Consider the following 12,769-nt stretch of genomic DNA (forward strand, 5'->3'; position numbering starts at 1 on the left):
GGTTGTTTTACCAGGCCAGCAGCGCGCTGGCCGCCGACAGCAGCGCCAGCCCCGCGGTCTCGGTGCGCAGCACCCGGGGGCCGAATCGCACCGCCTGCACGCCCGCCTCGCGGGCCTGGGCCAATTCCTTGTCCGACCATCCTCCCTCCGGTCCCACCAGCAGGGTCAGCGCCCGCAGGCCGGCCGCGGCCCGCAGCGCGCCGGCAAGATCGTCCCGCGCTTCCGGGTGGCACAGCAGGCGCAGGCCGTCCGCGGGCTGCTGCAGCCATTCGGCCAGGGTGACCGGCGCGTCCACCGCCATCAGCCGGTTGCGGCCGCATTGTTCGCTGGCGGACTGCGCGATGCGCTGCCAATGCGCCACGCGCTTGTCCAGCCGGGCGCCCGACAGCTGCAGCACGCTGCGCTGGGCGGCGATGGGGCTGACGCGCGCGGCGCCCAGCTCCACGGCCTTTTCCACTACCCAGTCCATCTTGTCCCCGGAAGGCAGGCCCTGCACCAGGGTGACGCGGCCGCCCAGTTCGGCCTCGCGCGGCAGGAATTCGCCCAACTGGGCAAAACCAGCCTTGCCTTCCACTTCGAGCGTGGCGGGATACTCGCCGCCCTGGCCGTTGAACAGCGCCACGGCCTCGCCCGCGCGCAGGCGCAGCACGCGCAGCGCATGGTGCGCCAGGGCTTCGGGAAGCGCCACGCGGGCGCCGGTACTCAGGGGGATATCGCAGAAGAAGCGGGGGGCTGACATAAATGTGCGAGAACTGATTTGATGTGGAGAAGGATACTTTTGCCGCCGGGCCGTCCCAAGGCAAAAACGCCCCCTTGGGGGGCAGCTAGCCCGCGCAGCGGGCGCGGCGTGGGGGCACTTGTCCTCAGAAAGCTAGCCTAGCACGGGCCGCCTTATGGCCGATGGCGTCGGGGAAACCCCTGGATGCTAAAATCCCATGCTTCGCAACCTACTCAACTGGCCCCTATTTTGACCGTAGGCCCGCCAGCTTCAAAGAGCCTTCCGAATGAGCAATCCGACCGCCCCTAAACTTGCCTTGGCGGATGCCATCCGCGCCCTCGCGATGGACGCCGTGCAACAAGCGAACTCCGGGCATCCGGGTGCTCCCATGGGCATGGCGGAAATCGCCCAAGCCCTGTGGGCCGGCAACCTGCGTCACAATCCCAAGGATCCCGCCTGGGCCAACCGCGACCGCTTCGTGCTGTCCAACGGCCACGGCTCGATGCTGATCTACGCCTTGCTGCACCTGACCGGCTACGACCTGCCGATCGAAGAGCTGAAGAATTTCCGCCAGCTGCATTCCAAGACGCCGGGCCACCCCGAAGTGGGCATCACCCCGGGCGTGGAAACGACCACCGGCCCGCTGGGCCAGGGCCTGGGCAATGCCGTGGGCATGGCACTGGCCGAAGCGCTGCTGGCTGCTGAATTCAACAAGCCCGGCCACGCCATCGTCGACCACCACACCTACGCCTTCACCGGCGACGGCTGCCTGATGGAAGGCATCTCGCACGAAGTCTGCTCGCTGGCCGGCACGCTGAAGCTGGGCAAGCTGGTCGTGCTGTATGACGACAACGGCATTTCCATCGACGGCCACGTCGAACACTGGTTCGCCGACGACACCGCCAAGCGCTTCGAAGGCTACGGCTGGAACGTGATCCGCGGCATCGACGGCCATGACGTCGCCGCCGTGGACGCCGCCATCAAGGCCGCGCGCTCGCAATCGGAAAAGCCCACGCTGATCGTCTGCCGCACCGTCATCGGCAAGGGTTCGCCCAACATGGCCGGCACGCACAACGTGCACGGCGCGCCGCTGGGCAAGGACGAGATTGCCGCCACCCGCGCCGCGCTGGGCTGGTCGTCGGAACCGTTCCAGATTCCGCAAGACATCTACGACGGCTGGGATGGCCGCAAGCAGGGCGCCGCCGCCCAGGCTGAATGGCAGTCCGCGTTCGACGCCTACGCCGCCGAGTTCCCCGCCGAAGCCGCTGAATTCAAGCGCCGCATGAAGGGCGAAATGCCCGCCGGCTACGCCGAACAGTTCAAGGCGTTCCTGGACGCCACGCTGGAAAAGGCCGAAACCGTCGCCACCCGCAAGGCGTCGCAGTTCGCCATCACCGCGCTGGCGCCGCTGCTGCCGGAAATGCTGGGCGGCTCGGCCGACCTGACCGGCTCCAACTTCACCGACTGGAAGGGCGTTGCCGCCGTCCGTGCCGGCGATAAGGGCATCCAGTTCGGCCGCCACATCAACTACGGCGTGCGCGAATTCGGCATGGCCGCCATCATGAACGGCGTGGCCCTGCACGGCGGCTACCTGCCGTTCGGCGGCACCTTCCTGACGTTCTCCGACTACTCGCGCAACGCCATCCGCATGGCCGCGCTGATGAAGCAGCGCGTGGTCCACGTGTTCACCCACGACTCCATCGGCCTGGGCGAAGACGGCCCGACCCACCAGTCCATCGAGCACGCGGCCAGCCTGCGCCTGATCCCCAACCTGTCGCTGTGGCGTCCTTGCGATACGGCTGAAACCGCCGTGGCCTGGAACGCGGCCGTGACGCGCCCGACCAGCATCGGCATGGACGTGCACGACGGCGGCCCCACGGCCCTGTTGCTGTCGCGCCAGAACCTGCCGTTCGTGCCGCGCGACGCCGCCACCGTGGACGCCATCGCCCGCGGCGGCTATGTGCTGCGCGATGCCGAAGGCGCCCGCGCCGTCATCATCGCCACCGGTTCGGAAGTCGCCATCGCGCTGGACGCGCAGGCGCAGCTGGCCAAGGAAGGCATCGCCGTGCGCGTGGTCTCCATGCCCAGCACCGACGTGTTCGACCGCCAGGACGCCGCCTGGAAGCAATCCGTGCTGCCCAAGGGCCTGCCGCGGGTGGCTGTCGAAGCCGGGGTTACCGCCTTCTGGCACAAGTACGTGGGCCTGGAAGGCGCCGTCGTCGGCATCGACCGCTACGGTGAATCCGCGCCGGCCGGCGCACTGTTCAAGTTCTTCGGGCTGACCGCCGACAAGGTGGCCGAGACCGTCAAGCAAGTTTTGTAAAAAGGAGCTTAGTCATGACCATTCGCGTCGCCATCAACGGTTACGGTCGCATCGGCCGCAACATCCTGCGTGCCCACTACGAAGGTGGCAAGAAGCACGATATCGAAATCGTCGCCATCAATGACCTGGGCGATCCCAAGACCAACGCTCACCTGACGCGCTACGACACCGCCCACGGCAAGTTCCCGGGCACCGTCGAAGTCGACGGCGACTTCATGGTCGTCAACGGCGACAAGATCCGCGTGCTGGCCAACCGCAATCCGGCCGAGCTGCCCTGGGGCGAGCTGAAGGTCGACGTGGTGCTGGAGTGCACGGGCTTCTTCACGACCAAGGAAAAGGCCGGCGCGCATATCAAGGGCGGCGCCAAGAAAGTCATCATCTCGGCCCCCGGCGGCAAGGATGTCGACGCCACCATCGTGTACGGCGTGAACCACGGCGTGCTGAAGGCTACCGACACCGTCATTTCCAACGCTTCGTGCACCACCAACTGCCTGGCCCCCCTGGTCAAGCCGCTGAACGACAAGCTGGGCCTGGAAAACGGTCTGATGACCACCGTCCACGCCTACACCAACGACCAGGTCCTGACCGACGTCTACCACGAAGACCTGCGCCGCGCGCGTTCGGCCACCATGAGCATGATCCCCACCAAGACCGGCGCTGCCGCCGCCGTGGGCCTGGTGCTGCCGGAACTGAACGGCAAGCTGGACGGCTACGCCATCCGCGTCCCGACCATCAACGTGTCGCTGGTCGACCTGTCGTTCGTGGCCAGCCGCGACACGACCGCCGAAGAAGTGAACGGCATCCTGAAGGCCGCCTCGGAAGGCGAGCTCAAGGGCATCCTGGACTACAACACCGAGCCCCTGGTTTCGGTGGACTACAACCACAACCCGGCCTCCAGCACCGTTGACGCGTCGCTGACCAAGGTTTCGGGCCGCCTGGTCAAGGTCTCGTCCTGGTACGACAACGAGTGGGGCTTCTCGAACCGCATGCTCGACACCACCGTCGCGCTGATGTCGGCCAAGTAAGCAACACGGCTAGTCCATAGAGGGGACGGATTTGTTTTCCGCGTACGCGGAAAATGGGTTCGTCCCCTTTGTACGCCCATCGTAGGAATCCAAATATGTCCAAGGTCAACACTCTGTCCGCGCTGGCCAAGTCCGGCGCCCTGTCCGGCAAGCGCGTGTTCATCCGCGCCGATCTGAACGTGCCGTTCGACGACGCCGGCCGCATCAGCGAAGACACCCGCATCCGCGCCTCGGTGCCTGGCATCCGCATGGCGTTGGACGCCGGCGCGGCCGTCATGGTCACCTCCCACCTGGGCCGTCCCAAGGAAGGCGTGCTGACCGAAGCCGATTCGCTGGCCAAGGTCGGCCAGCGCCTGTCCGAACTGCTGGGCATGCCGGTGCAGCTGGTGCGCGACTGGGTCGACGGCGTCCAGGTCGATCATGGCCAGGTCGTGCTGCTGGAAAACTGCCGCGTCAACGTCGGCGAAAAGAAAGACGACGAAACGCTGGCCAAGAAGATGGCCGCGCTGTGCGACGTCTACGTCAACGACGCGTTTGGCACCGCCCATCGCGCCGAAGCCACCACCCACGGCATCGCGCGCTTTGCGCCCGTGGCCTGCGCCGGTCCGCTGCTGGCCGCCGAACTGGAAGCCCTGGGCCGCGCGCTGCACGAACCCAAGCGTCCGCTGGTCGCCATCGTTGGCGGCTCCAAGGTATCGACCAAGCTGTCGATCCTGCAGTCGCTGGCCGACAAGGTCGACCAGCTGGTCGTGGGCGGCGGCATCGCCAACACCTTCATGCTGGCTGCCGGCCTGTCCATCGGCAAGTCGCTGGCTGAACCCGACCAGGTCGACCAGGCGCGCGCCGTGATCGACATCATGAAGCAGCGCGGCGCCGCCGTGCCGATTCCGGTGGACGTGGTGTGCGCCAAGTCCTTTGGCGCCGACGCCGAAGCCACCGTCAAGGCGGCGCAAGACGTGGCCGACGACGACATGATCCTGGACATCGGCCCCAAGACCGCGGCGCAACTGGCCGATATCCTGAAGCAGGCCGGCACCATCGTCTGGAACGGCCCGGTGGGCGTGTTCGAGTTCGACCAGTTCGCCAACGGCACCGAGGTGGTGGCGCGCGCGATCGCCGAATCGGAAGGCTTCTCGATCGCCGGCGGCGGCGACACCCTGGCCGCCATTGCCAAGTACGGCATCGGCGAGCAGGTCGGCTACATCTCGACTGGCGGCGGCGCTTTCCTGGAATTCCTGGAAGGCAAGACCCTGCCCGCCGTGGCCGTGCTGGAAGCGCGCTACGCCAAGTAATACGGCTAGCCATGCAAGACCGAAGCCGCCCCGATGGGGCGGCTTTTTTTTATGCCGGCGCCTTGATCCCGGCCGCCCCGGTTTGGCTGGCTTGGTGTAGCCTTGGCGCAATCTGGCGCGTCTCGCGCTCGCTTCATCCCCGATTTCTCCGCAGCACCATGAACCTACGCTTCATTCCCGGCCTCAACAATTTCCGCGGCATCACCCGGGAATCGGCGCGGCGCGACATCACCGCCGGCCTGAGCGTGGCGGCGGTGGCGCTGCCGGTGGGCCTGGCCTATGCCGCCATGATGGGCGTGCCGCCGGTGGCGGGCCTGTGGGCGGCCATCGCCGGGATGCTGGGCTACGCCTTGTTCGGCTCGTCGCGCACCTTGATCGTCGGGCCGGATACGGCCACCTGCACCCTGATCGCCGCCACCCTGACCGGCATGGCGTTGACCACGCCGGAAGAGCGGCTGGTGGCCGCCACCGGCATCGCCCTGACGGTGGGCGTGGGCTGCCTGATCGCGCGCGCGCTGCGGCTGGGCGTGCTGGCCAACCTGCTGTCGCGGCCGGTGCTGATCGGCTACATGGCGGGCGTGGCGATCACGCTGGCGCTGTCGCAGTTGAGCGGCCTGACCGGCGTGGGCCTGCGCAACAGCGGCCTGGTGCATCCCTTTCTGGAGCTGTCGCGGCGCCTGCCCGAAATCCAGATCCCGACCCTGATCCTGGGCCTGACGTCCTGCGCGCTGCTGGTGGCGGTCAAGCGCTGGCGGCCGAACTGGCCCGGTCCCATCCTGCTGGTGGTGCTGGCCTGCGTGCTGTCCTGGCTGTTCAACTTCCCTGGCCTGGGCATCGCCGTCGTGGGCGAGGTGCCTGCGGGCTTGCCGGCCCTGAGCCTGCCAGTGCGCCTGGAGGGCGTGGACGGCATCCTGCTGGGCGCGGCGGGGGTGCTCGTTGTCAGCTTTTCCAGCGGCATCGTGACGGCGCGCAGCTTTGCCGCGCGCACGGGCGAACACGTGGATCCCAACCGCGAGCTGGTGGGCTTTGGCGCGGCCAACATGGCGGCGGGCCTGTTCCAGGGCTTCGTGGTGACGGGCGCGGACTCGCGCACGGCGGTGGGGCTGGTGGCCGGCGGTTCCTCGCCGCTGGTCAGCGTCACCGCGGCGGTGGCGCTGGCGGTGGTGGTGAGCCTATTGAGCGGGCCGCTGTTCTGGCTGCCGCAGGCCGTGCTGTCGGCCATCCTGCTGCTGGCCGCCATCAGCCTGTTCGACGGCCATGCCTTCATGCGCCTGGCGCGCATTTCGCGCATCGAGCTGGCCTTCGGCATCCTGGCCGCGGTGGGCGTGGTGGGCTTTGGCGTGCTGCAGGGCGTGGCGGTGTCGGTCGGCGCCACGCTGCTGTATGCGATGTATGTGTCGGGCAATCCGCGCGATGCCTTGCTGGGCCGGCTGCCCGGGGAAACGGTGCTGGGCAAGCTGCACCTGAATCCCGAAGCCCAGCCGGTGCCGGGTACGGTGATCTGGCTGTTCGAGTCCTCGGTGTGGTTCTTCAACGCCGACGCCTTCCGCCGCCGCGCGCGCGAGGTCATCGAGCAGGCGGGCGACGTGCGCTGGTTCGTGCTGGACGCCGAAGCCATGACCCAGGCCGACGCCGACGCGGTCGAGGCGCTGTATGAACTGAAGCACGAGCTGGACGAGCGCGGCATCACGCTGCTGGTGGCGGGCGGACATGGCCAGTTCCGCACCGCGCTGGAGCGCTCCGGCCTGGTCAAGAAGATCGGTCGCGACAAGATCTTCGGCAGCCCCGAGCAGGCCGTGGAAGCGATCGAACGCTGGCGCCAGGCGCCGCCCGCGGCGCTGGGCTAGCGCGCCCAGCCAAGGCGCCCCGGCCAGGCGCCCCCCTTAATCGATGATGTGATAGCCGCCGTCGATATAGATCGTCTGGCCGGTCATGCGGCGGGCGGCATCGGTGGCGAGCCAGGCGGTGGCTTCGCCCACGTCGTCGATGGACACCAGGCTGCGCGTGGGCGCCTTGGCCTGGGCGCGGTCCAGCAGCGCGTCGAATTCGGCGATGCCCGAAGCGGCGCGCGTCTTCAGCGGCCCCGGCGATATCGCGTGCACGCGTATGCCCTGCGGGCCCAGTTCCGCCGCCAGGTAGCGGGTGGCGGACTCCAGCGCCGCCTTTACCGGCCCCATCATGTTGTAGTGCTCGACCACCATCTGCGAGCCGTAGTAGCTCATGCAGAACAACGCGCCGCCGTTGCGCATCAGCGGCTCGGCCAGCTTGGCCATGCGGATGAAGGACCAGCAGGACACGTCCATGGCCTGCAGGAAGCCTTCGCGCGAGCAGTCGGTCACGCGGCCGTGCAGATCGTCGCGCGGGGCGAAGGCGATGGAATGCAGCACGAAATCCAGCTGACCCCATTCGGCGGCCACGCTGTCGAACACGGCCTCCAGCTGGCCTTCGCGCATCAGGTCCAGCGGCAAGAGCAGGGGCGCTTCCACCTGGCGGGCCAGCGGCTCCACATGCCGCAAGGCCTTGTCGTTCAGGTAGGTCACGGCCAATTCCGCGCCCAGGGCGTGAAACGCCTTGGCGCAGCCCCAGGCGATCGAATCCGCATTGGCGATACCCGTCACCAGGCCGCGCTTGCCCGCCAGCGGCAGGAGCGCGCTCATCGCTGCCTCACCAGTTCCAGCGTGTGCTGGGCGATGATGAGTTCCTCGTTGGTGCGCACCACGTAGACGCCGATGCGGCTGTCGTCGGCGGAGATGCGGGGGCCATGGCGGGCGTTGCGCTCCGGGTCCAGCTTGATGCCCAGCCAGCCCCAGTGCTCGCTGATGGCCTGGCGGATCTCGGCGGAGTTCTCGCCCACGCCGGCGGTGAAGACGATGCCGTCCACGCCGTTCATGGCGCAGGCCAGGCCTATCATGCCTTCGGCCACGCGCCAGGCGAAATACTGCAGCGCCAGCTTGGCCGAGGGCGCGTCGCTGGCCAGCAGTTCGCGCATGTCGTTGCTGATGCCGGACAGGCCCTTCATGCCGCAGTCGTGATAGAGCAGATGCTCGATCTCGTCGTGGGTCATGCCGCGTTCCATCATCCACAGCACCACGCCCGGGTCCAGGCGGCCGGGGCGGGTGCCCATGGGCAGGCCTTCCAGCGCGGTGAAGCCCATGGTGCTGTCCACGCTCTTGCCGTGCTGCATGGCGCAGGCCGAAACGCCCGAGCCCAGATGGGCCACGATGATCTTGCCGTCGGCGATGTCCGGCAGCGCTTTCTTCAGGCGCTGCGCGATGTATTCGTAGGACAGGCCATGGAAGCCGTAGCGGCGCACGCCTTCCTGGTACAGCCGTTCCGGCAGGGCGTAGCGGTCGGCCACGTCGGAGTGGCTGCGGTGGAACGCGGTGTCGAAGCAGGCGACCTGCGGAATCCAGGGCCGGCGCTCGCGGATCACGCGGATCGGCGCCAGGTTGTTCGGCTGGTGCAGCGGCGCCAGCGGCGTGAAGGTGTCGAGCTTGGCCAGGATGGCGTCGTCGATCAGCACCGGCTCGGACAGATCGGGGCCGCCGTGCACCACGCGGTGGCCTACCGCCAGCGGGGCGCCGCCCAGGTGGCCGCTAAGCCAGGTGCCGACGACTTCCTGGCCGTTGGGCACGTCGGGCGCGTGGCTGGGCGCGATCTCGCGTTCGACCAGGGTCTGGCCGGCGGCGTCGCGCACTTTCAGCTTCGGGTGCGAGGTGCCTATGCCTTCGAGCTGGCCGCCCAGGCGCGGGGCCAGCTCCTGCGCGCCGTCGATGTCGTACAGATAGAACTTGATGCTGGAACTGCCGGCGTTGATGACGAGGATGGTGTCGCTCATGTCGCTGTGATTCCGTGTTGAGGCAAGTTGTACGCGTACTTAACGGCGAGAAGAATGCCGCAGCCCGCGCTATGTGTGCCGGTCTTGATCCGGGGCGCCGCGGATCCGGCTCCGCCGGTCCGCCTGCGCCGCCCCCTTGAGGGGGCCCGCGCAAGCGGGTAGGGGGTGGGTTCCATTACACCAGCGGGCGGGCCTGCTGTTGGGCCAGGTGGTGTGCGTAGATGGCCGCAACCGCGCAGGAAGCAAGGCGCGAACGGGGGCTGTCGGCGCGGCTGGTCAGGATGATGGGTACGCGCGCGCCCAGCACGATGCCCGCGGCCTCGGCGTTGGCCAGAAAGGTCAGGTTCTTGGCCAGCATGTTGCCGGCCTCCAGGTCGGGCACCACCAGCACCTGGGCCACGCCGGCCACCGGCGAGCGTATGCCCTTGATGCGCGCGGCGTCCGGGCTGATGGCGTTGTCCAGCGCCAGCGGGCCGTCCAGCAGGCCGCCCTCGATCTGGCCGCGGTCGGCCATCTTGCACAGCGCGGCGGCTTCGATGGTGCTGGGGATGCTGGGATTGACCTGTTCGACCGCGGACAGGATCGCCACGCGCGGCTCGCCCAGGCCCAGGCCGTGGTGCAGGTCGATGACGTTGCGGATGATGTCGGCCTTGGTTTCCAGGTCCGGGAAGATGTTGATGGCCGCGTCGGTGATGAAGAGCGGTTCGGCGTAGGTCGGCACTTCCATGATGAAGACGTGGCTGATGCGCCGGCTGCTGCGCAGCCCGGTGTTGCGCGCCACCACTTCATGCATGAGTTCGTCCGTGTGCAGGCTGCCCTTCATCAGCAATTCGGCCTCGCCGCTGCGCACCAGGGCGACGGCGCATTCGGCCGCCGCGTGGCTGTGCGGCACGTCGACGATGCGCGCATCGCCCAGGTCGAGCTTGTGCTCGGCGGCGACGGCGCGGATCTTCTGCTCCGGGCCCACCAGGATGGGCTTGAGCAGGCCCAGGTCGCGCGCCTCGAGCGCGGCCGACAGCGAGGGTTCGTCGCAGGGATGTGCAATGGCGCAATGCGCGGGCGTCAGCGTCTGCGCGCGCGCGATGAGCCTGTCGTAATGGGTGGTGGGGGGCAGCGTCATGCGGATTTCGCCTTGGCGGATTTGCGCGCGGGACGCGCGGCGGGTTTGGCGGAGGCGCTACGCTTCTTGGCGCGCACCGGGACGGCCGGCTCGGCCGCGGCCGCGGCCGAGGGTGCTTCGTGCCTGGCCGCCGCCGCACGCACCGATTTGCGCGCAACGGGCGGCGTTTTCCTGGGCGCGGGCTGCTGAGCCTCGTCACGCTTCTGCGCACGGCGCTCGGCGTACTCGAAGATGCGTTCCATTTCGTCCAGGCTGATGCGGGCGGCCTCGCTCAGGGGCTCGGCAGCCTCCAGCACGTACTTCATGGTGTCCAGCGTTTCGCGGATCGCGGAGGCTGGCGCGCCTTCCAGCAGATGCGGTATGGCCTGGATGGCGCCGGCCGCGTCCAGCGTCATCATCAAGGCCTGATCGCGGATGATGTCCTTGAACTCCTGCAACGACAGCGCGGTGTCGGATTCGGCGCGCATCTTGCGGATCAGCGCATAGCTGCGTTCGTCCAGGCCGCCTTCGGCGCCCGACACATACAGCAGCATGCGGATCGCGGCCACGCGCAGGCCGCCTTCCAGCATCAGCGAACGCAGCTCGGCGGCGCGCTCTTCCATGAAGCGGCGGTGCTCGGGCGATACGCCCGGATGCTTGCGCGGCGGGCCGGAACGCGCGCCCAGGCCGGCCAGGTCCTGCACCAGCGGCGAACCGTAAACGCCCATGAAGGTGCGTTCGTCGGCGGAATCGCGCAGCTCCTGCCAGATGTTCAGGCTGGTCTCGATCAGGTTCGAGAACATTTCCTGGGCCATCAGGAAGGGGTTGTCGGCCGATACCGGCTGGCGGTGTTCGCGCACCTGTTCGGCGACTTGCGCAATCGGCGCGATGGCAGGATTGCGGTCGGAGATCAGCTCATAGGGCAGGCGCAGCGGATGCAGGCGCTGCGACCATTCCGCCGACTGCGGCGTTACCAGGGCGCGCAGCCAGGGCTGCACGAAGCTGCGGTACATGCCCAGGTTGATGTCGGAAATGCGGGCGACGGCGGCGAAGCGGCGGTCGTCCTCTTCGTTGCGATCGACGATGGCGCGCACGTCGTCCAGGCTGCGCTGCTCGAACGACAGCACGTAGTTGCCATAGGCCAGATCGGCGTTGGGCGTGTCGGGCGTCTTGTCGGCGATCTCCGCCTGGTAGATGCCCGGCGGCAGCACGTCGATCATGTCGATGTTGGAGGTGAACTCCTGGTGCTCCTTGCGCGCCACGCTGCCGGACACGAAGATGCCCAGGTGGCCGATGCTTTCATGCACGGCATAGACGATGGTCTGGCCATGCGCCAGCACTTCGGATTCGTTCTGGTACAGGTCGGGGATCCAGCCCAGCGCCTGCGGCGGGGGCGTGATGTTGTCGCCCTTGGAGCAGAACACCACGATGGGCGAACGGATGTTGCGCAGGTCGATGCGGATGCCGTCCGAGGTCACCAGGCCGGCGGTGGCCAGGCGGTTGCCGACGAACAGGTTGTCGACGATGTACTGGATTTCCGGGCCATTCAGGAAGACGTGGCCGCCCCACCATTTTTCGAAGCTGAGGTAGCGCTTGGCCTCGGTGTCGACGTTGGAGTACAGGTTGTACTGCTTGGACCACAGAGTGTTGGCCGGATTCAGGTTCTCGAAGTTCTGAACCAGCCAGGCGCCGTCGAATTTGCCGTCGCCCAGGTCGCTGGTCAGGGCGGTGAGCCAGCTGCCGCCCAGTAGGCCGCCGGCGTAGCGCATGGGGTTCATGCCGCGCCAGCCCGCCCAGTAGGACAGCGGCGCGCCCGCCACGATGATGGGGCCGAACAGTTCGGGGCGGACCGCGGCGGTCATCATGATCTGCCAGCCGGCCTGGCAATTGGCTACCACCACCGGCTTGCCTTCGGCGTTGGGGTGCAGCGCGATGATCTCTTCCAGGAAGCGCGCCTCGGCCATCATCACGTCCTCGACGGTCTGGGTCGGCATGGGCTGCGGCAGGAAGGTGGCGAAGTAGCAGGGGTGGCCGGCGCGTAGCGCCACGCCGATCTCGCTTTCGGGCTTGAAGCCGCCGATGCCGGGGCCGTGTCCGGCGCGCGGATCGACCACCAGGAAGGGGCGCTTGATCGGGTCGGTTTCCACGCCTTCCGGCGGCTTGATGCGCAGCAGGCCGTAGTTGACGGGGCGCGGCAGACAGCGGCCGTCCATCACCAGTTCGGACTCCATGCTCAGCACGTTGGGCGCGCGCTTGGCCATGTGTTCGTGGTACTGGTTGCCGCGCTGGCGCATCACATCGGCGTAAAGCACGCCGCGCTGCCAGGCGTCCACCGCATATTCGTAGGCGGCCGTCCAGGGGTTGAAGGGTGGGGCGGGTACGCGATCGTTGCCGGATCCGGCCATGGCGATCTCCTGTAGGTTGCTTGCGGCGGCGGACCGCCGCGCCGATTCAGAGTGGAACCGGCCGAGTTG

The 12,769-nt window shown here is 67.9% G+C and carries 9 protein-coding genes; 4 read left to right on the top strand and 5 right to left on the bottom strand.

Going from position 1 to position 12,769, the window contains the following annotated elements; genetic code table 11:
- Positions 1-7: 7 nt before the first annotated feature.
- Positions 8-739, bottom strand: coding sequence for a 16S rRNA (uracil(1498)-N(3))-methyltransferase (locus tag NGK62_RS26290; protein ID WP_251881099.1), 732 nt, complete (start codon positions 737-739; stop codon positions 8-10).
- 265 nt (positions 740-1,004) lie between these two features.
- Here NGK62_RS26290 and tkt point away from each other — a divergent pair, with 265 nt between their 5' ends.
- The 4 genes from tkt (at position 1,005) to NGK62_RS26310 (ending at position 7,205) form a co-directional block, all read left to right on the top strand.
- On the top strand, positions 1,005-3,041 hold the full coding sequence (gene tkt, locus NGK62_RS26295) for a transketolase (RefSeq protein WP_059379495.1): 2,037 nt from the start codon (positions 1,005-1,007) through the stop codon (positions 3,039-3,041).
- A 14-nt stretch (positions 3,042-3,055) separates the two neighbouring features.
- Positions 3,056-4,066 carry a type I glyceraldehyde-3-phosphate dehydrogenase gene (gene gap / locus NGK62_RS26300; RefSeq protein WP_013395726.1) on the top strand — a complete coding sequence of 337 codons (1,011 nt, stop codon included), beginning with the start codon at positions 3,056-3,058 and terminating at the stop codon, positions 4,064-4,066.
- Positions 4,067-4,161: 95 nt separating this feature from the next.
- Entirely contained in the window at positions 4,162-5,358 is a 1,197-nt protein-coding gene (locus tag NGK62_RS26305) for a phosphoglycerate kinase (RefSeq protein ID WP_118932804.1), read from the top strand.
- Between the two features lie 158 nt (positions 5,359-5,516).
- Positions 5,517-7,205 (top strand): SulP family inorganic anion transporter, encoded by a 1,689-nt coding sequence (locus NGK62_RS26310; protein ID WP_251881101.1) that lies wholly within the window; start codon positions 5,517-5,519, stop codon positions 7,203-7,205.
- Positions 7,206-7,241: 36 nt separating this feature from the next.
- Here the strand turns inward: NGK62_RS26310 and fabI are convergent, their stop codons facing one another.
- From fabI to NGK62_RS26330, 4 genes are all read right to left on the bottom strand, one after another.
- Positions 7,242-8,015, bottom strand: coding sequence for an enoyl-ACP reductase FabI (fabI, locus tag NGK62_RS26315; RefSeq protein WP_059379492.1), 774 nt, complete (start codon positions 8,013-8,015; stop codon positions 7,242-7,244).
- On the bottom strand, positions 8,012-9,196 hold the full coding sequence (locus tag NGK62_RS26320; protein ID WP_251881103.1) for an acetate/propionate family kinase: 1,185 nt from the start codon (positions 9,194-9,196) through the stop codon (positions 8,012-8,014). The genes fabI and NGK62_RS26320 overlap by 4 nt, the downstream gene beginning before the upstream one ends.
- Positions 9,197-9,371: 175 nt before the next feature.
- Positions 9,372-10,316: a phosphate acetyltransferase gene (locus NGK62_RS26325; RefSeq protein ID WP_059379490.1), complete on the bottom strand. Its 945-nt coding sequence runs from the start codon at positions 10,314-10,316 to the stop codon at positions 9,372-9,374.
- On the bottom strand, positions 10,313-12,700 hold the full coding sequence (locus NGK62_RS26330) for a DUF3141 domain-containing protein (protein WP_251881104.1): 2,388 nt from the start codon (positions 12,698-12,700) through the stop codon (positions 10,313-10,315). Before NGK62_RS26330 ends, NGK62_RS26325 begins: the two co-directional genes overlap by 4 nt.
- Positions 12,701-12,769 lie beyond the last annotated feature (69 nt).

This window comes from Achromobacter sp. Marseille-Q4954 (assembly GCF_943737025.1).
GTDB lineage: Bacteria > Pseudomonadota > Gammaproteobacteria > Burkholderiales > Burkholderiaceae_B > Achromobacter > Achromobacter bronchisepticus_A.